This is a genomic window from Pseudovibrio sp. SCP20, assembly GCF_057774105.1.
This window is the reverse complement of the sequence record NZ_JBYMDH010000002.1, coordinates 131,927-151,340: the sequence shown is the minus strand read 5'-3', so window position 1 is coordinate 151,340 and position 19,414 is coordinate 131,927. Positions and strand designations below refer to the sequence as shown.

The following is a 19,414-nucleotide window of genomic DNA, read 5'->3' as shown; positions in this document are numbered from 1 at the left end:
AACGAAGTACTCCTCGTTTAATCTCTAGGATAGCAACTGCGCGAATTACTTCGCTGCGAGTTCCTTAGCCTGTTCAACCCAGTTATCGCGTTCAAAACGGCCTTTCAGACCAGCTTCTTCTTCAACGCGGGCGATATCTTCAGCGGAGAAAGCTGCGATCTGTGCGAAGGTGGAAACACCTGCTGCATTCAGCTTTTTCTCGATTGCTGGGCCAAGACCCTGCAACTTCTTCAGATCGTCGGAACCTTCAGCAGCTGGTGCAGCAGCAGCTTTCTTAGGAGCCGCAGCTTTTTTAGCTGGCTTCGCGCCACCGGTCAGGATGTCAGTGATTTTCACAGTAGTGAATGCCTGACGGTGACCGTTGCGACGACGGGAGTTCTGACGACGACGCTTTTTGAAGACGATGATCTTACGATCACGACCCTGCTCAACAACTTCAGCTACAACAGATGCGCCTTCAACGGTTGGTGCACCGATGGTGGTTTCAGCATCTGAACCAACCATGAGAACTTCGTCGAAAGTTACTGTTTCACCAGCTTCAGCAGAAACTTTTTCGATCTTCAGGAGATCGTCAGCAGCAACAGTGTACTGTTTACCGCCTGTTTTGATGACTGCGAACATGCGCATGTCCTTCTTATCTAAGCGCACCCTTCGGCGTCGCAGGTATCTGCGAACTTGTTCGACCGTTTCCCTAATTGCTCTGGGAACGTCCCTCTGTGGAGAGATCGACCGCAAACTCTGGAAAAACCAGAAGGCGATTTCGATGTCTTGCCTCGGACAGCGCGGAAAAGCGGGATTACCCGCAATTTATTGAGCTGCTGGAATATACGCAGGCATTCTGGAATGTCAACGCAGAATCTCGCCAAAAATATTAGAAATACGAGTGGTGAGATCTATGTCACATAAGATCAACTTTCAAAGAACGCTCTGGTGTCGGAGTGATTCGCGCTATGGTTGCGCAAACAGATTTATACCTACGATCTAATTGTTACGTCCAAATACCTATTCCGCTGCGTTTAAACGCCCATTCTACGATTGGTTTAAGGATCGATAAACCTTCGCCAGCCAACAATAGGGCAACGCGATTTGTGCATGTTCCATACAAGTGCCAGGGGGGGATTGGGCGCTCAATATGGAATGACTGTGACAATCTCGCGATCATTATCATCCAATGAATTAAACCGCATACGTGCGGGGGGCATAAAATGCGCATTCCAAAGTTCGCCTGGATATATTCCGTCGTAACGAGAGTTACGGCCCTTGGATTACTGCCGATACTTGTGCTGGGTGGGGCACTGATTTCCCTCTCCCAAATGAATAGTCAAAATGATGAGTTCCAAAAAAACACGCAGACCTACAATCAGCTGATGCAAAACGCTCAGGCGATTAGTGCTGCGGTTGACCGTATGCGCGCAATTGGGGGAGAGTTTTTGCTCCACCCGAAAGCTGAGGCCGCTGATATTGCTGCAGAGGCCCGCGAGCGCGTTGTTGTATTGGTTGAGGAAACACGCGAACTGAACGTTCCGGGCATCGAAGATGAGCTCTACGACAATCTGGAAGGCTATGCCTACGGGTTCTCAGAGACATTCGGCGCCGTTGTCGAAGCGACGCTGGAGCGTGGCACCAACTCTGACGGAGGTCTTATTTCAGTCCTCCAGGGTGCAAGCTCCACAATGCAGCTGGAAATCAACAAGGCGCGCCGTCAGCTGAACGTCAGCAAAGACACCCACCGTGTTGCAGGCTTGTTGAAAGATCTTCAGGCCATGGAGTGGACCATTGGCGTTGATGGCTACGAAATTGAAAAGAGCACCTTTAAGAGCCGCATCGAGCAGTTTGGCATGGTTATCCAAACCGCGAAGATGCCAGAAGAAACATCTGCCAAGGTCAATGAGCTCTGGGCTACTTACACTGAAACACTGGACGAAATCGAAACCCTGAATGCAGATATTCAGGAGGAGATGGTCTTCGCGCTGGAACAGCTGGATGAGATGATCCCGGCAGCACAGCAGCTCAATGACTTCGGTGTTGCAGGAGAACAAGAAGCAACAGCGCTGCACCATGAAGCTTCAGCTGCCAGCATGCAGCGCTTTTTGTTGCAGGCCGGCGCAATGGGCGTCATCGGTCTGATGATCGCTGGTTATATTGCGTGGCGCATCTCTCGTCCGCTGGCTAATCTGCATCAGGCCATGAGCGTGTTGGCAAAGGGTGATGTCTCAATCGATATCGAAGGCACCAATGGCCGCGACGAGTTCGCCAAGATGGCAAAGATCCTCGAAGTGTTCCGTGCCAATGCGATCGAACGCAATCAGCTCAACGATGAACGGGATGAAGACAACAACCGTCGTCAGGAGCGTGAGCAGAAAGTGGCCATGCTGGTGCGTGAGTTTGAAAGAGCAGCAACAGCTGCAGGCGATGGTTTCAACTCAGCAATCCAGTCATTGCACGAAGCTTCATTTGCATTGAACGTCACTGTAGAAAGCGTCTCCGACAAAGCTGGTAAGGCTGGTGAAGCCGTCAGCCATGCCTCTTCCTCTGTTGCAACAGTGGCATCCGCCAGTGAGGAAATGTCTCTCTCCATTAAGGAAGTGGCTTCCGAAGCCGTAAACTCCAAAGACGTTGCGGATGAAGTTGGTAGTCTTGTCATCAATACCTCCAAGACAATTCAGGAGCTTGCAGAGTCTGCATCTCGCATTGGTCAGGTCGTCAACCTCATTAAGGATATTGCCGACCAGACCAACCTCCTTGCACTCAACGCGACCATTGAAGCGGCTCGTGCAGGTGAAATGGGCAAAGGCTTCGCAGTTGTAGCATCTGAAGTGAAGCATCTAGCAAACCAAACCACCACTGCGACTGAGGAAATCTCTCAGCAGATCCATGCAATCCAGCAGGTGTCTACAGATGCGGTTGGTTCCATTGAAAAGGTAACCAGCATGATGGAAAAGCTGTCCACCAGCTCCTCTGCCGTAGCAGCAGCCGTGGAACAGCAATCTGTAACTGTGGGTGAAATTGCCCGCTCTGTCACAGACGCCTCTGATCAATCCCGCATTGGTGAGTCTGAAATGGTTGAAGTTGCCAACACCATCGAAAACTCCACCAAAACGGCTGAGGACATCAACAATCAGGCAGACAACATCTCTGAAGAAGCTGATCAGTTTAATCGCTCGATCAAAGCCTTCCTTGAGGATGTTCAGGCAGCCTAAGCCTCTTAAAATTTGCAATTATTTCAACGCAGTGGGCTCGCTCACTGCGTTTTTTAGTGCTTGAGTAAGGTCAGCTGTGAGTTATATGCGGCATAGAGGCCGCAGGGCTTGCCCAAGGGAAAGCTTCTTTATAAGGTCCGGCAATCCTCAGGCATGAGGATCAAGCGGGAGAGTTGCCGGAGTGGTCGAACGGGGCGGTCTCGAAAACCGTTGAGCACGCAAGTGTTCCGAGGGTTCGAATCCCTCACTCTCCGCCATTATCTCTTTGCCTTATCAGCCTTTTTTCCCAATAATCATCGACAGCCACTTCTCATCCTTACTGTAAGGCTTGTTGCTCAGTGTGATACGAACATCTTGTAGCTCTAAGCTGGGAACATCTTCGAGGATGGTTTTGAACCGGTCTTCGGTCATCATGGAGAAGCGGCGACCATCATCTCGTGAGATTTCGCCGTCCCCCAGCTTGAAGGATGCGAAGAGAGTACCGCCGTCTTTGAGTGCATTGCTGAGGTTGGTGAGTGCCAGAGGAAGTTCGGCATAGGGAACGTGCAGCAGAGAAGCGTAGGCCCAGATTGCATCGTAGATTGGGGGACTGTCGAACGCCTGAAATGTGTTCTGTTGAACCTCAATCCCTATGAGTTTGCTCGCAGATTTGGCCATCTCACTTGAGGCGTCAAAAGCATCCACTTCAAAACCCATCTGCTTGAAAGCGTGAGCATCACGGCCTGAGCCACAACCTGCATCAAGAACGCGGCCACCAGCAGGAACTCTACTCAGAAAACGCTGATAATGCTCAGTCATATCCAGATGCAAGGTGCGGGCGATGAAGCTCTCGGCATACTCCTCATAGTAAGCTTGTGTGGTCTCTTGCGTGTTTGACATGAGAATTCGTGTCCTCGCCTCAGCTTGCAGCAAATCAGATGCAGATTTTGAGATAGTTTCCCTGAAAACACCATCACTTTTGCGAAAGACCATTTGCAATTGAAGATCACACACCTAATGATCCTACAGGCTCTGGTAGTGTTGAGGCGCTATTAGATGTTTGAGAGCTTAGGAAATGTGGAGAATGCATAATGACCGTTGAAGCAGCTGAATCACAACAAGTTTTAGATGCTCCAAAGAAACTGGGACGTCGGTTGCGTCTGGGTATGATTGGTGGTGGTCAGGGCGCATTTATCGGTGCTGTTCACCGCATAGCGGCACGGTTGGATGACCGCTATGAGCTGGTTGCCGGCGCATTGTCTTCAGATCCTGAGCGGGCCAAAGCTTCGGCAGAAGAGCTCTTTATCGCACCAGACCGTGCTTACACTTCTTTCGAAGAAATGGCAGCAAAGGAGCCGCTTCGGGATGACTCGGTGGATGTGGTGGCGATTGTTACGCCAAACCACATGCATTACCCGGCTGCTTGCGCAATGCTGGAAGCTGGCATTCATGTGATCTGCGATAAGCCAATGACTACCACAAGCGAGGAGAGTGAAAAGCTTGTGCAGCTGGTTGAAGAAACCGGCAAGCTCTTCCTGCTTACGCATAACTATACCGGGTATCCAATGGTACGGCAGGCGAAAGCCATGGTGGAAGCAGGTGAACTTGGCAAAATTCGTCTGGTGCAGGTGGAGTATCCGCAGGATTGGCTGACTGAGCCGATCGAGCAGTCTGGTCAAAAGCAAGCGAGCTGGCGCACCGATCCAAAGCGCTCCGGTGCTGGTGGATGTATCGGAGATATTGGTACGCACGCCTACAATCTCGCGTCATTCGTTTCCGGAATGAAAGCCACGGAAGTGCTGGCCGAACTCACCAGTTTCGTTGAGGGCAGAGTGCTGGATGATGATGTCCAGATGCTGCTGCGCTATGAGAATGGTGCGAAAGGAATGCTCTGGGCTTCTCAGGTTGCTCCAGGAAATGAGAACGGCCTGAGACTGCGCGTTTATGGTGAAAAAGGCGGTCTCGAATGGGTGCAAGCGGATCCGAACCATCTGGTCTACTCACCCTATGGCAAATCAAGCTATCGCATTACCCGTGGTGGACCAGATGCAATCGATGCGGCGAACTCTGTCTCGCGTATTCCAGGTGGACACCCGGAAGGATATCTGGAAGCTTTCGCAACACTTTACAATGAGTTTGCAGATGTATTGAGTGCGCGGATTTTGGGTCAGCCAGAACCGGATTGCAGCAAACATCTGCCAACTGTTGCAGATGGCCTGGATGGATTGAAGTTCATCGAAACCGCCGTGAAAAGCTCTCAAAACGGCGGTTCCTGGCAAAAACTTTAGAAACAACGCCCCTCGCCACCTGTAAGCGGCGAGGGGCGTTTCTTTAGGCTTGGGAGCCTGCCGGTTTCATTGGGGCATCATCTTGCGATGCCATACCACCTGAGACTTCTTCTGTTGCCTCAGCTGAAAGCTCTTCTGGCAGAACAAGATTCAGCACAATCGCGATGAGTGCTGCTGGAAGCAAGCCGCTGGTCATCAAGATGCGCAGGGTGTCTGGAAGATATTGAACAGCTTTTGGATCCAGCTGCAATCCAAGACCGATGGAAAGCGAGATTGCAAAGATCACCATATTCCGTCGGTTCCAGTTCACGTCAGATAGCATAGAGACACCTGCCGCAACCACCATGCCAAACATGACGATCACACCGCCGCCGAGCACTTCAATCGGAATAGTGCGGATGATCGCGCCAACTTTTGGCACCAGCCCGCATAGGATCAGGAACAGAGCCCCAATCGTCACAACATGGCGGCTCATAACGCCAGTCATCGCGATCAGGCCAACGTTCTGACTGAAGGACGTGTTGGGCAAACCACCAAAAACACCGGCAATCGCAGTGCCAAAGCCATCTGCATAAGTTGCGCCCTGGATTTCTTTGTCAGAAGCTTCACGGCCTGCACCGCCTTTAGTGATGCCGGAAACGTCGCCAACAGTTTCAACGGCACTCACAAATGCCATCAGGCAGAAGCCGATGATTGCCGCAAGGCTGAAGTCGAAGCCGTAAATAAATGGCATTGGCAGAGCAAAAGAAGCGGACCGGCTCACACTTGCGGCGACACCGTCCACGGTTACCATGCCCACCATCATCGCATAAAGATATCCGGCAAGAATGCCGATCACGACGGCTGAGACAGCGAGTATCCCACGGGCATAGAACTTGAGGCCGAGCGTCACAAGTATAACAATCAGCGCAGCTGACCAGTTCAGCATGCTACCATACTCAGGCTTGCTAATCGCAGGTACACCGCCAGCCGCATACTGAATACCCACTTTAACCAGCGCCAGACCGATCATGGTCACTACAAGGCCGGTTACAAGTGGTGGCAATGCAAAACGAATGCGGCCAATGAACATGCCGAGAAATGCGTGAAACAACCCGCCAATCAGAACACCACCAAACAGTGCAGGCAGCGCTTCAACACCTTTGCCAGCCACAAGCGGGATCATAATTGGGATGAATGCAAAGCTGGTGCCTTGCACAATCGGCAGCCGTGCACCGACAGCGCCCATTCCGATGGTTTGAAAGAGTGTGGCGATCCCTGCGAAAAGCATGGACATCTGGATCATGTAAGTCATGTCCGGAAAGCCCTGTGCCCCCGCATCAGAGCCAAATCCAAAACCGGCAGCACCTGCAATGATGATAGCTGGCGTGACGTTAGAAACAAACATGGCAAGCACGTGCTGAATGCCAAGTGGAACCGCCCTGTGTAAGGCTGGCGTATAGTTGGGATCACGCAGTTGTTCTGGTGTCCCGATGGAATTGCTGGTCATTTAGTCCCCTCCTACTAATGACGCACAGTGTTATTCCGTTATCAGGTAGGCCTCCTTTAGCCAGTGTTCTTCTAGGTTGTTACCGTCCCCAATCCGATCGACAACGGCGAACAGTCCTGAACCTTTGATGGGGGTCAGGACGCCGTGCCATGTATTGCGTTTGATATTGATGGATTGGGTCGCAATCGCCATAAACGCGCGCGGGGTTGAAGGCCGTCCACCTTCATCCTCTGCAACGATGACGAGATATTCCGATTGCGCCATGGGAATGAAGCATTGTGATCCCAAGGGATGCCGCTCCAGCATAGTCAGTGTGTGAGGTAAGCTGCGAAGCTCAGCCTGAAACAGACTCACCCCCGCGCGTCCGCCAATAAACTCGACGCCCGCCAGATCAGTAAAGCGCTCACATCTGCCCTCATTGATCAGGATGGGCGATGTCATGCTGGCCTCAATCAGCTCGCCAAACGGAGCGAAAGTCTCAGCGGTGAGCTTCTCAATCCTGATTGCGCGCTCTGTGGTGACCTGATCACTCATGGCTGATCACCTCTGAAACGAACCAAGAGGAGCATGACGGTTCACGTCTTTGTAAAGCAGGTAACGGAAACGCCCTGGACCGCCAGCATAACAAGCCTGCGGGCAGAAAGCGCGCAGCCACATAAAGTCACCGGCCTCCACTTCAACCCAGTCATTGTTGAGACGGTAAACAGCCTTACCTTCTAATACATACAGGCCGTGCTCCATCACGTGGGTCTCTGCAAACGGGATACAGCCGCCGGGCTCGAAGTTGACGATGTTCACGTGCATATCGTGGCGCATGTCATTTGGGTCAACAAACCGGGTGGTGGTCCAAGCACCGTTGGTGTCCGGCATAGGAGCGACCACAGCGTTCTTCTCGTGCGTGAACAGCGCATCAGGTTTTGGAATGCCCTCAACCGCCTCGTAACGTTTGCGAACCCAATGAAACACGGCTGGCATAGAGCCGTTATTGCAAACTTCATAGTCTGCTCCAGCGGGCAGATAGGCATAACCGCCCTCTGTCAGCGTAAATGGCTCATTGCCGAGAGTGATTGTGATCTCACCCTGAACAACAAACATAACCCCTTGCGCCTCTGGATCTGGCTCAGGCTTGAGGGAGCCTCCATCTTGCTGAACTTCCATGATGTATTGAGAGAAGGTCTCAGCAAAGCCAGAGAGCGGGCGGGCTATGACCCAGGCACGTGTCTTTTCCCAGAAAGGCAGATTGGATGTCACGATATCGCGCATGACGCCTTTGGGAATGACAGCATACGCATTGGTGAACACCGCCCGGTCCGTCATGACTTGCGTTTGTGGTGGCAAGCCACCGGAGGGAGCATAGAATGATGAAGGTGACATACCTTCAGAAGGCGCATCAAAGACGCGAGGGGGCAGTGTTTGGGTACTCATAGTTTATGTTTGTTCCTTCTACGACGCTCTTGCACCGAAGAGGCGAAAGAGCGAAGCAACCCGAATTGATTGAATTCCTTGCCAGGGGGAGGTGCTCTCGTCGGATTAGGGACCGACGTAGCAATGTTTGAGACACTGGGCATATGTGCTGGCATAAACCGTGTCCTGAAAGCTCATCAGCTGGCAGGCCCACCAAACTCCTCCCAACTATAAGTTTAGCCTAATAAATGAATCGCATTATCAAATAAATTTTGAAAGTGTTTCGCGATTACCTAGAAAAAACAAAGACCTAAAGCTGCTCTGAAGGTGTAAATTTATCCGTTTTGCATATGAGCAGCGTATTGAGAACTCTTGTCTTTTAGGTACGCCTTCAACCGTGCACTCACAAATTTGAGAAACAGCCGGATCTTAGGATCTTGATAGCGTCGATGTGGGAACAGGCATGCTAGATGCACATTGGAAGGTGGTGTAGCTGTACAGATGGCAACAAGATCACCGCTGAGCAAATGGTCTACTACATCAAACAGTGGTGCGTTGATAATTCCATGATGCTCCAGTGCCCAGTTTACAAGCACATCGCCATCATCTGAGGTGAACGGACCTCCCACCGCAAAGCTTTGTTTGCCTTCTGAAGTTTGTAAGACCCAGCGGTTTTCGGAGGAACCGGGGAACTGCAGCAGCAAGCAGTCGTGCTTACCGTGCTGTAAGTCTGCCCCTTGCTTAGGCTCTCCACGACGGTCCAGATAAGCAGGCGAAGCACACAACACACGCGGGCAATCCAGCAGGTTTTTCAGCCGCATTTCAGAGTTTGGCAACTGTCCTAGAATGAATGCCAGATCCAGTCCTTCTCCAGTTATGTTGAGTGGGCGATCAGACAGCCTTAGGCGCACGTGGATCTCTGGATAGGCCTCATGAAATTCAGGAATAAGCGGTGCGATCAAACGTCGCCCTATGCCCAATGGTGCGGAAATGAAGATCGAGCCACGAGGAGTGTTTGTCACCTCATGGACAGCAGCTTCTGCCTCTTCCATCGCCTCCAGCATCTTGCGGGCGCCTGGGTAAAAAATGCTACCTTGTTCAGTGGGTTGGATCGTACGCGTGGTGCGGTTGAACAAGCGAATACCCAGATGCTTCTCAAGCTCTCCAATGCGTGATGAAGCCACTGCCGGAGACACATGCATATCCCGTGCCGCAGCTGACATGCTGCCAAGCTCAAACACACGCACGAACATCCTGACATTGTTGATGTAAGACATTGCTTTATCTTCGAAATCCCCGCCTCAAACAGAAACATATCAGCATCACAGTGTTCTGGATAGGCGTTTTTCGTTGTAGGCAGGGTAGAAATAAAACATAGTTTTACTCCAAGTTGTATTTCAATTTTACTCGTTTAGTCTTGTTCTTTCTAGTTGTTACTCTACTTTTGAGTGCTAATGCTCCTGAGATTCTATGTGGATTGTCTTACCTGCTAGAATTCAGGAACAAATACTATGCATTCACTTGAGGGTGTTACTCGCTCAGATCAATACAGAGCATTGGGGCTCAGTACCTTTGCTTTTACTGTCTGCTTTGCAGTTTGGACTATTTTCTCCATCATCGGCGTACGGATTAAAGGCGAATTAGGCCTGTCAGATACGCAATTCGGCCTGCTGGTCGCGACCCCGGTACTTACCGGCTCTGTCAGCCGTATTTTCCTAGGTGTCTGGACAGAACAGTTTGGCGGTCGAATTATGTTCCCGCTGCAGATGCTCATCACAGCTGTCTGTGTCTGGCTTCTCACCTCAGTACAAACCTATGAAGTCTTTCTTTTAGCCGCCTTGGGCCTCGGATTGGCCGGCGGCTCTTTTATTATCGGCGTCGCCTACGTCTCGCAGTGGTTTGAAAAAGAGAAGCAAGGCACCGCTCTTGGCATCTTCGGTGCTGGTAATGTCGGCGCTGCTGTCACAAATTTTGTGGCTCCCTTTCTCGTTGTCGCTGTTGGGTGGGAAGGTACTGCCCGCGTCTACGCCATCGTGTTGGCGATCACAGCAGTCCTTTTCTACCTGATCAGTAAGGATGATCCAGCACAACAAGAACGGAAGAAAGAAGGTAAGCAAGCCGTCTCAACAGCGGAGCAACTCGCACCGCTCAAGAACCTCCAAGTCTGGCGCTTTGCGACCTATTACTTCTTTGTCTTCGGTGCCTTCGTGGCACTCGCATCATTCTTGCCGAGATACTACACCGGCGCTTATGGACTGGAACTGACAACGGCTGGTGTGTTCGCCGGCCTTTATTCATTGCCAGGGTCTGTTTTCCGAGCACTAGGCGGCTGGATGTCTGACAAGTGGGGCGCCCGCTTTGTCATGTACCTCACCTTCATTGTCTCACTCATCTGCCTGTTCCTGCTCAGCTATCCAGAAACTTCTTATGTCGTCAGCGGCATCGAAGGCCCGATTGAGTTCACCTTCGGCCTCGGTGTCGGAGCATTTGTTTCTGTAACCGTTGTGCTGGGTTTCGTCATGAGCCTTGGCAAAGCGGCAGTCTACAAACACATCCCGGTTTACTACCCGTATCACGTTGGTGCGGTGGGTGGACTTGTTGGCATGATTGGCGGACTTGGTGGGTTTTTCCTCCCAATCGCCTTCGGCATCCTGCTGGATTGGACCGGCGTTTGGACAGCCCCCTTCATGCTTCTCTTCATCATCGTCGCCGTCTCAACAGTGTGGATGCATGTCGCCATCCGCAGAATGGAGCGCAAGCGTTATCCAGAATTACAAGAGGAAACCGATCTTTCTGATCTTCCGGAAGAGCCTGTCGAAGGCCCTGACGGACCAGCAGGTGCAGACAAATACCCATAACCAGCGAAGCCCTTTCTGGACAACGGTCTAGAGAGGGCATGTAGCCAAAAGGAATAAATGTATGTCTGATGATAAAACCCAAGCAGGGCACACACTCATTGATTGGAGGCCGGACGAACCGGATTTTTGGGAGACTAAAGGTAAAGCGATTGCCTCACGAAACCTTTGGATCTCAATTCCAGCTTTGCTGCTGGCGTTCTCTGTGTGGCTGGTATGGAGTGTTGTTGTTGCAAGACTTCCTGCGATTGGGTTTGATTACACAACAGACGAGCTTTTCCTTCTAGCAGCGTTGCCGGGCCTTTCTGGTGCAACGCTCAGGATCTTCTATTCCTTCATGGTGCCGATCTTCGGTGGCCGTCTCTGGACAACGCTGACCACCGCCTCGCTTCTCTTGCCCGCTTTGGGCATTGGCTACGCGGTTCAGGAACCTGAAACCCCTTATGCCATCTTCCTACTTCTGGCACTGCTGTGCGGTTTCGGGGGCGGTAACTTCGCGTCTTCTATGGCCAACATTGCTTTCTTCTATCCCAAGAAAGAGAAGGGCAATGCGCTCGCTCTCAACGCTGGCCTTGGGAACCTTGGTGTTTCCGTCATGCAGTTTGTCGTGCCGCTTGTCATCACCGCAGGTGTTTTTGGCGCGATTGGCGGGGCTCCCCAAGTCCTTGAGGATGGATCGCATCTCTGGATCCAGAACGCTGGTTTTATTTGGGTTCCTTTCCTTGTTCTGGCAACGTTGGCAGCATGGTTCGGCATGAATGATATCGCCGATGCAAAGGCGAGCTTCAAAGAGCAATCCATCATCTTCTCCAGAGCGCATAACTGGATCATGTGTATCCTCTATACGGGTACATTCGGCAGTTTTATCGGTTACTCCGCAGGCTTCCCACTACTGATGAAAACCCAGTTCCCGGAAGTGAATGCACTTTCCTATGCGTTCCTCGGTCCGCTTGTCGGCGCGTTGTCCCGTGCAGGCACTGGTTGGGTTTCAGATAAGTATGGCGGTGGCCGCGTAACTTTCTGGACCTTCCTGTTTATGGCAGTGGCCGTTGGCGGTGTGCTATTCTTCCTGTCGATCAAAACAGAGCCGGGTGCTTTCTGGGGCTTCTTTGCCTGCTTCATGGCGCTGTTCTTCCTGACAGGTGTCGGCAACGCTTCCACGTTCCAGATGATCCCAACCATCATGCGTCAACAGGTTGGCCTCTTGATGCCAGAGCTGGATGCAGCAGCTCACCTGCGTCAGTCAGAGCGAGAAAGCGCAGCAATCATCGCGTTTACCTCTGCCATCGCAGCCTACGGTGCCTTCTTCATCCCCAAAGCCTACGGCTCATCCATCGCCTACACCGGTGGTCCTGATGGCGCGCTTTGGGCCTTCGGCATCTTCTACGTGATCTGTCTGGTGATCACTTGGTTCTTCTACACCCGCAAGGGTGCATCCGTTCCGTGCTAAGCAAATAAAGTGAAGGGCATTCCTGATGTCTCTACTCCTCGATAAACTGAACTTTTTCGCAAAACAGGACACTGGTACCTTTGCAAACGGGCACGGTGTTACGACGAACGAGAACAGAAACTGGGAAGACAGCTATCGAAAGCGATGGCAGTACGACAAGATCGTGCGTTCAACCCACGGTGTGAACTGTACAGGGTCCTGCTCCTGGAAGATCTATGTGAAGGGCGGGATCATCACGTGGGAAACCCAGCAAACGGATTACCCGCGCACACGTCCAGATCTGCCAAACCATGAGCCGCGCGGTTGCTCCCGTGGTGCCAGTTACAGCTGGTACATCTACTCTGCAAACCGCGTAAAACATCCGCTCATACGCTCTCGCCTTATCAAGCTTTGGCGCAAGGAGCGTACGGTGAAATCACCTGTGGCAGCATGGACTGCCATTCAGGAAGACCCAGCTAAGCGTTCAGACTACATGAAGGTGCGCGGACACGGCGGGTTCGTGCGGGCCACGTGGGAAGAGGTCAACGAAATCATCGCGGCAGCAAATGCCTACACCGCGAAGAAATGGGGTCCTGACCGTGTTGTCGGCTTCTCGCCAATTCCGGCTATGTCCATGATTTCTTATGCAGCAGGCACCCGTTACCTGTCACTGCTCGGCGGCACATGCATGTCGTTCTATGACTGGTACTGCGATCTGCCTCCAGCCTCACCGCAAACCTGGGGTGAGCAAACGGATGTGCCAGAATCCGCAGATTGGTACAACGCTGGTTTCCTGATGCTGTGGGGCTCCAATGTTCCGCAGACCCGTACACCAGATGCGCACTTCTACACCGAGGTTCGCTACAAGGGCACCAAGTCAGTTGTGGTCTCTCCAGACTATTCAGAGGCTGCCAAGTTCTCTGACCTCTGGCTTCATCCAAAGCAGGGTACAGATGCAGCGCTGGCGATGGCCATGGGCCACGTCATTTTGCGGGAATATCATTTAGACAGGCAGGCGGATTACTTCGAAGAGTACTGCCGCAAATATTCCGATATGCCTCTGCTGGTTCGCCTCGTTAAAAAAGACGGCAAGTACATCCCGGAACGCCTCATCAGAGCTTCCGAGTTTGCTGACAAGCTGGGCGAAGAAAACAATCCGGAATGGAAGACCGTTGCCATCGATCGCAAGTCGAAGAAGGTTGTGGTCCCTCATGGCTCCATCGGCTTCCGCTGGGGCGAAAAAGGCAAATGGAATCTGGAAGAGAAGGACGGTGCAGGCAAAGACACGGATCTTGCTATGTCCTTCATTGAAAAAGCCGATCACGATGAGATCGCTGAAGTCGCCTTCCCATACTTTGGCAATCTCGAGCATGATCACTTTGAAGGCACCAACCATGACAGCGTTATGGTCCGCAAGGTTCCCGTTAAGAAGCTCAAACTGACAGAAGGCGAAACACTCGTCGCCTCTGTGTTTGATCTGTTCGTAGCAAACTACGGGCTGGACCGGGGCTTGGATGATCCAAACTCCGCTAAATCCTATGATGAAGAGTTGCCCTATACCCCTGCATGGGCAGAGAAGATCACAGGTGTTCCAAAAGATCACATCATCACAACTGCTCGGGAATTTGCGAGTAATGCGGAGAAGACCAACGGACGCTCCATGGTCATCCTCGGTGCCGGTCTGAACCATTGGTACCACATGGACATGAATTACCGCGGCATCATCAATCTGCTGGTGATGTGCGGCTGTGTTGGTCAATCCGGTGGTGGCTGGAGCCACTATGTGGGGCAGGAAAAACTCCGCCCACAAACCGGCTGGACAGCCCTTGCATTTGCTTTGGACTGGGCCCGCCCACCACGACATATGAACTCCACATCCTTCTTCTACGCGCATACAGATCAATGGCGCTATGAGACACTGAAGGTGGATGAGATCATCTCTCCAACTGCGCCTGAGGGAGATTGGAACGCATCTCTGATCGATTACAACATCCGTGCAGAACGGATGGGCTGGTTGCCATCAGCACCTCAACTCCAAACCAACTCACTTCAGGTCGCCAAAGACGCAGAAGCAAGCGGTAAGGACGCAAAAGACTACGTTGCTCAGGAACTGAAATCAGGCAGTCTGAAACTGTCCTGTGAAGACCCTGATAACCAAGCCAACTGGCCACGCAACCTGTTTGTCTGGCGCTCCAATTTGTTGGGCTCCTCCGGTAAAGGCCATGAGTACTTCCTTCGCCACCTGCTTGGTACCGAACATGGTGTACTGGGCAAGGATCTGGGCGAAGAAGGCCGTCAGCGCGCCAAGGAAGCTGTCTGGCACGACAACGCGCCAGAAGGAAAGCTCGACCTGCTGGTCACGCTAGACTTCCGCATGTCCACCACAGCGGTTTACTCCGATATCGTGCTGCCGACTGCAACATGGTATGAGAAAAACGACCTCAATACCTCAGACATGCACCCCTTCATTCATCCACTTTCCAGTGCAGCTGACCCTGCTTGGGAAGCGCGCAGTGACTGGGAAATCTTCAAGGGCATTGCCAAGTCATTCTCTGAGGTCTCTCAGGAAGTGCTCGGCAAGGAAAAGGACGTCGTGCTTGTCCCAATCCTGCATGACACAGCAGGCGAGATTGCCCAGCCATTTGACGTAGAGGACTGGAAGAAAGGCGATATCGAGCCGCAACCGGGCAAGACAATGCCAAACGTTGTGGTGATTGAGCGTGACTATCCAAATGTCTACAAGCGCTTCACAGCCCTTGGCCCGTTGATGGATAAGCTCGGCAATGGTGGTAAAGGCATCAGCTGGAACACCGAGCACGAAGTTGAACTCCTCAAGGGCCTCAATGGTGAGGTTCTGGAAGACGGCCCGACCAAAGGCTTCGCGAAGATAGAAACTGATATCGATGCAACAGAGGTTGTCCTGTCTCTGGCTCCGGAAACCAACGGTGAAGTTGCCGTGAAAGCATGGGCTGCGCTCTCCGAGTTCACTGGTAGAGACCACACCCATCTGGCTTTGCCGAAGGAAGAAGAGAAGATCCGCTTCCGCGATATCGTGGCTCAACCACGCAAGATCATCTCCTCCCCAACGTGGTCTGGCTTGGAATCCGAGCACGTCTGCTACAACGCAGGCTACACCAACGTGCATGAGCTGATCCCATGGCGCACCATCTCCGGTCGCCAGCAGCTCTATCAGGATCATCTCTGGATGCGTGCCTTTGGTGAAGGTTTCTGCGTGTACAGGCCGCCGATAGACACCAAAGGCATCAAGCCTGTCATCGACGATAAGTCACTGGGCAGAAAGCAACTGGTGCTCAACTTCATCACTCCGCACCAGAAGTGGGGCATCCACTCCACCTACACCGACAACCTGTTGATGCTCACGCTCAACCGCGGCGGACCTGTGGTCTGGATCTCTGAAGTTGATGCGCAGAAAGCTGATATTGAGGACAACGACTGGGTTGAAGTCTTCAATATCAACGGTGCGCTTGTCGCTCGTGCAGTGGTCTCCCAACGCATGAAGGAAGGCACGATCTACATGTATCACGCTCAGGAAAAGATCGTGAATACACCGGGATCGGAGCTCACCGGACAGCGCGGCGGTATTCATAACTCGGTCACCAGAGCCGTGACTAAGCCAACGCATATGATTGGCGGATACGCTCAGCAATCCTACGGCTTCAACTACTATGGAACGGTTGGCTCCAACCGCGATGAGTTCGTTGTGGTTCACAAACTGGAAGAAGTGAACTGGATGGAAGAACCACTGGATGACAGTGGTCAGGAGGCAGCAGAATGAAAGTCCGCGCACAAGTCGGAATGGTGCTGAATCTGGATAAATGCATTGGCTGCCACACCTGTTCAGTGACCTGTAAAAACGTTTGGACCAACCGTGAGGGTGTCGAGTACGCCTGGTTCAACAACGTTGAAACCAAACCCGGCATTGGCTATCCCAAAGACTGGGAGAACCAGAAACGCTGGAATGGTGGCTGGGTTCGCAAACGCAACGGCAAGATCCAACCCAAGATGGGTGCCAAATGGCGCATTCTGGCGAAGATCTTTGCCAACCCGGACCTGCCGGAAATCGATGACTATTATGAACCGTTTGATTACGACTACGAGCACTTACAGGGCGCACCTGAAAGTGCTCAGTTCCCAACGGCACGGCCTAAGTCTGCGATTACCGGTGAGCGGATTGAAAAGATCGAATGGGGACCTAACTGGGAAGAAATTCTCGGTGGCGAGTTCTCCAAACGCTCCAAGGATTACAATTTCGAAGGCGTCGAGAAGGAAATCTACGGCGAGTTTGAAAACACCTTCATGATGTACCTGCCACGCCTGTGTGAGCACTGCCTCAATCCAACATGCGTTGCTGCGTGCCCATCCGGTGCGATCTACAAGCGTGAAGATGATGGCATCGTCTTGATTGATCAAGAAAAATGCCGTGGTTGGCGCATGTGCGTCTCTGGTTGCCCCTATAAGAAGATCTACTTCAACTGGTCCTCTGGCAAATCAGAAAAATGCATCTTCTGCTATCCCCGCATCGAGTCCGGGCAGCCAACTGTCTGTTCAGAAACCTGCGTGGGCCGCATCCGTTATCTAGGAGTGATCCTTTACGATGCGGATAAGATTGAGGAAGCAGCCTCCACCAAGGATGAGAAGGATCTTTATGAAGAGCAACTCAAGGTCTTCCTTGATCCTCATGATCCAAAGGTGATCGAGCAGGCTCGCAAGGATGGAGTTCCTGAAGACTGGCTTAAGGCTGCTAAGGCGTCGCCAATCTACAAGATGGCTATCGACTGGAAAGTGGCGTTCCCGCTCCATCCGGAATACCGCACGCTTCCAATGGTCTGGTACATCCCACCTCTCTCTCCAATCCAGAATGCCGCTGAAGCTGGCAAGATTGGATGGGACGGTGAGCTGCCAGATGTCCGGAGTATGCGCATCCCTGTTCGATACCTCTCCAACCTGCTCACTGCAGGCAAGGACCAGCCTATCGTCTCTGCACTGGAACGCATGCTCGCCATGCGCTCTTACATGAGGTCCAAGAGCATCGACGGCGTGGTCAATGAGGAGATCGCAAAACAAGTTGGTCTTACACCTGAACTCATTGAGGACATGTACAAGATCATGGCGATCGCCAACTACGAAGATCGCTTCGTCATCCCAACCACGCACAGAGAAATCTCTGAGGATGCCTACGATGTTCGCGGCTCCTGTGGCTTCTCCTTCGGTAATGGTTGCTCCGGTGGCCGCGATGGAACAGACCTGTTCGGCGGCTCTCGTAAGAAGGCAGTCGAAACTCCAACTGATGTGTTTAAGGAGATGCGCGGATGATTGTCTCCTTAAAAATCCTCTCGCTCCTGCTCAACTACCCAACGCAGGAGCTGCTGGATGATCTGCCAGCACTGAAGGAGGCGGTGAATTCAGACCGCCTGCTCTCGGCAAAAGGCCAGAAGATGATCTGCAATCTATGCGATGATCTGGCCGACAAAGATCTGTACGAGGTGCAGGAACGCTATGTGTTCCAGTTTGACCGAACACGTTCCCACTCCCTCCACCTGTTCGAACACGTGCATGGTGAAAGCAGGGATCGCGGTCAGGCACTTGTAGACCTGCGGGAAATGTACCTGAAGAACGGATTTGCGGTAGAAACTACAGAACTACCAGACTTCATCCCACTCTTCCTGGAGTACCTCGCACATCAGCCCTTCACAGAGGCACAAGAACTGCTTGGTCAGACAGCCCATATCTTCGAGGCGCTCCGATTACGCCTCAAAAAGAAGGGTTCAATCTACGCCAACGCGTTTGCAGCTGTTGCTGAAATCAGCAAGGCACAGCCATCAAAAGAGCTCCTCTCCAACATCCTTGCTGAGCCGGATGATGATCCAAACGACCTCGAAGCGATGGATCGCATTTGGCAGGAAGAAGTCGTCAAGTTTGGCGGCAATGCAGGGGAAGGCAGCTGTGGCCCTGACCGGTTGAGAATGCAAATGAGAGCCGCGGACAGACGCCCGCCCGACGCAACCCCACAGAACATCCAGGGGGATCACTAGACATGTCTGGCTTCTTCAACACGTTGTTCTTCGGAATTTACCCGTACATCGCCCTCTCGGTTTTGATTGTTGGGACAATCATCCGATACGACAGAGAACCCTACAGCTGGCGGGCAGGCTCCAGCCAGCTGCTCCGCCGCAAACAACTGGTCTGGGGTTCTGTGCTCTTCCATGTGGGTGTGATCATCATCTTCCTGGGCCACCTCTTCGGCCTTCTAACCCCCATTGCGATCTTTGATGCGCTTGGGATTGGACATGGAACCAAACAGGTACTGGCGGTTGTCGTCGGCGGTATTGCTGGGCTCATGGCGATTGTCGGCGCAGGAATGCTTATTCATCGCAGGCTCTATGATGAGCGGGTGAGGGCAGCTTCCAGCGCCATGGACACCTTCATTATCTGCCTCCTTGCGTTCCAGCTTCTGCTCGGCCTGGCAACTATCCCGATTTCGCTTCAGCATCTGGATGGGGAAGAAATGGTTAAGTTCATGAGTTGGGCACTGGGCATCTTCACCTTCAATGGTGAGGCCGCGACCTATGTCTCTGATGTCTCATGGATCTTCAAGCTACATCTCTTCTTCGGCTTGACGATCCTGCTCATCTTCCCGTTCACACGTCTGGTGCACATGCTCAGCGTGCCGGCAAGATACCTGTGGCGTCCCGGTTATCAGATCGTACGTGAGCGCAATTCCACCAACTCACGTCATCCGGCAGAGTGAG

Annotated in this window: 12 protein-coding genes, 1 tRNA gene and 1 pseudogene; 8 read left to right on the top strand and 6 right to left on the bottom strand. The window is 52.4% G+C overall.

The genetic code is table 11. The annotated features are described in order from the left end of the window. Positions 1 to 45: 45 nt before the first annotated feature. On the bottom strand, positions 46 to 621 hold the full coding sequence (rplU, locus tag AC3CB2_RS09125; RefSeq protein ID WP_054783078.1) for a 50S ribosomal protein L21: 576 nt from the start codon (positions 619 to 621) through the stop codon (positions 46 to 48). A 692-nt stretch (positions 622 to 1,313) separates the two neighbouring features. On the opposite strand from rplU, the gene AC3CB2_RS09120 reads away from it, so the two are divergent. After that, the gene (locus AC3CB2_RS09120) at positions 1,314 to 3,200 is read left to right on the top strand and encodes a methyl-accepting chemotaxis protein (protein WP_352932743.1); all 1,887 of its coding nucleotides are present in this window, start codon (positions 1,314 to 1,316) and stop codon (positions 3,198 to 3,200) included. Between the two features lie 167 nt (positions 3,201 to 3,367). Beyond that, positions 3,368 to 3,457 (top strand) — tRNA-Ser (locus AC3CB2_RS09115). A gap of 16 nt (positions 3,458 to 3,473) precedes the next feature. Here AC3CB2_RS09115 and AC3CB2_RS09110 read toward each other — a convergent pair. Then, the gene (locus tag AC3CB2_RS09110; RefSeq protein ID WP_352932745.1) at positions 3,474 to 4,079 is read right to left on the bottom strand and encodes a class I SAM-dependent methyltransferase; all 606 of its coding nucleotides are present in this window, start codon (positions 4,077 to 4,079) and stop codon (positions 3,474 to 3,476) included. Between the two features lie 191 nt (positions 4,080 to 4,270). On the opposite strand from AC3CB2_RS09110, the gene AC3CB2_RS09105 reads away from it, so the two are divergent. Continuing rightward, entirely contained in the window at positions 4,271 to 5,467 is a 1,197-nt protein-coding gene (locus tag AC3CB2_RS09105; protein ID WP_352932747.1) for a Gfo/Idh/MocA family protein, read from the top strand. Positions 5,468 to 5,510: 43 nt separating this feature from the next. Here the strand turns inward: AC3CB2_RS09105 and AC3CB2_RS09100 are convergent, their stop codons facing one another. The 4 genes from AC3CB2_RS09100 to AC3CB2_RS09085 form a co-directional block, all read right to left on the bottom strand. Next, entirely contained in the window at positions 5,511 to 6,956 is a 1,446-nt protein-coding gene (locus tag AC3CB2_RS09100) for a uracil-xanthine permease family protein (RefSeq protein WP_352932750.1), read from the bottom strand. A gap of 30 nt (positions 6,957 to 6,986) precedes the next feature. Further along, entirely contained in the window at positions 6,987 to 7,490 is a 504-nt protein-coding gene (locus tag AC3CB2_RS09095) for an ureidoglycolate lyase (RefSeq protein WP_352932753.1), read from the bottom strand. 6 nt (positions 7,491 to 7,496) lie between these two features. Beyond that, positions 7,497 to 8,330 (bottom strand): bifunctional allantoicase/(S)-ureidoglycine aminohydrolase, encoded by an 834-nt coding sequence (locus AC3CB2_RS09090; RefSeq protein ID WP_352933031.1) that lies wholly within the window; start codon positions 8,328 to 8,330, stop codon positions 7,497 to 7,499. Between the two features lie 365 nt (positions 8,331 to 8,695). Beyond that, positions 8,696 to 9,637 (bottom strand): LysR family transcriptional regulator, encoded by a 942-nt coding sequence (locus tag AC3CB2_RS09085; RefSeq protein WP_352932755.1) that lies wholly within the window; start codon positions 9,635 to 9,637, stop codon positions 8,696 to 8,698. Between the two features lie 234 nt (positions 9,638 to 9,871). On the opposite strand from AC3CB2_RS09085, the pseudogene AC3CB2_RS09080 reads away from it, so the two are divergent. From AC3CB2_RS09080 to narI, 5 genes and pseudogenes are all read left to right on the top strand, one after another. Further along, positions 9,872 to 12,665: pseudogene (locus tag AC3CB2_RS09080) on the top strand (nitrate/nitrite transporter). A 25-nt stretch (positions 12,666 to 12,690) separates the two neighbouring features. Further along, entirely contained in the window at positions 12,691 to 16,440 is a 3,750-nt protein-coding gene (locus AC3CB2_RS09075) for a nitrate reductase subunit alpha (RefSeq protein WP_352932758.1), read from the top strand. Continuing rightward, on the top strand, positions 16,437 to 17,978 hold the full coding sequence (gene narH / locus AC3CB2_RS09070) for a nitrate reductase subunit beta (protein ID WP_352932761.1): 1,542 nt from the start codon (positions 16,437 to 16,439) through the stop codon (positions 17,976 to 17,978). Before AC3CB2_RS09075 ends, narH begins: the two co-directional genes overlap by 4 nt. Continuing rightward, positions 17,975 to 18,697 carry a nitrate reductase molybdenum cofactor assembly chaperone gene (gene narJ, locus AC3CB2_RS09065; RefSeq protein ID WP_352932763.1) on the top strand — a complete coding sequence of 241 codons (723 nt, stop codon included), beginning with the start codon at positions 17,975 to 17,977 and terminating at the stop codon, positions 18,695 to 18,697. The genes narH and narJ overlap by 4 nt, the downstream gene beginning before the upstream one ends. A gap of 2 nt (positions 18,698 to 18,699) precedes the next feature. Continuing rightward, positions 18,700 to 19,413 (top strand): respiratory nitrate reductase subunit gamma, encoded by a 714-nt coding sequence (narI, locus tag AC3CB2_RS09060; RefSeq protein ID WP_352932766.1) that lies wholly within the window; start codon positions 18,700 to 18,702, stop codon positions 19,411 to 19,413. Position 19,414 lies beyond the last annotated feature (1 nt).

What these genes read in the sequence shown, in the direction of transcription:
- rplU (WP_054783078.1), bottom strand. Translation starts at nt 621, where the DNA reads ATGTTCGCAGTCATCAAAACAGGCGGTAAACAGTACACTGTTGCTGCT.
- AC3CB2_RS09120 (WP_352932743.1), top strand. Translation starts at nt 1,314, where the DNA reads ATGAATAGTCAAAATGATGAGTTCCAAAAAAACACGCAGACCTACAAT.
- AC3CB2_RS09110 (WP_352932745.1), bottom strand. Translation starts at nt 4,079, where the DNA reads ATGTCAAACACGCAAGAGACCACACAAGCTTACTATGAGGAGTATGCC.
- AC3CB2_RS09105 (WP_352932747.1), top strand. Translation starts at nt 4,271, where the DNA reads ATGACCGTTGAAGCAGCTGAATCACAACAAGTTTTAGATGCTCCAAAG.
- AC3CB2_RS09100 (WP_352932750.1), bottom strand. Translation starts at nt 6,956, where the DNA reads ATGACCAGCAATTCCATCGGGACACCAGAACAACTGCGTGATCCCAAC.
- AC3CB2_RS09095 (WP_352932753.1), bottom strand. Translation starts at nt 7,490, where the DNA reads ATGAGTGATCAGGTCACCACAGAGCGCGCAATCAGGATTGAGAAGCTC.
- AC3CB2_RS09090 (WP_352933031.1), bottom strand. Translation starts at nt 8,330, where the DNA reads ATGTCACCTTCATCATTCTATGCTCCCTCCGGTGGCTTGCCACCACAA.
- AC3CB2_RS09085 (WP_352932755.1), bottom strand. Translation starts at nt 9,637, where the DNA reads ATGTCTTACATCAACAATGTCAGGATGTTCGTGCGTGTGTTTGAGCTT.
- AC3CB2_RS09075 (WP_352932758.1), top strand. Translation starts at nt 12,691, where the DNA reads ATGTCTCTACTCCTCGATAAACTGAACTTTTTCGCAAAACAGGACACT.
- narH (WP_352932761.1), top strand. Translation starts at nt 16,437, where the DNA reads ATGAAAGTCCGCGCACAAGTCGGAATGGTGCTGAATCTGGATAAATGC.
- narJ (WP_352932763.1), top strand. Translation starts at nt 17,975, where the DNA reads ATGATTGTCTCCTTAAAAATCCTCTCGCTCCTGCTCAACTACCCAACG.
- narI (WP_352932766.1), top strand. Translation starts at nt 18,700, where the DNA reads ATGTCTGGCTTCTTCAACACGTTGTTCTTCGGAATTTACCCGTACATC.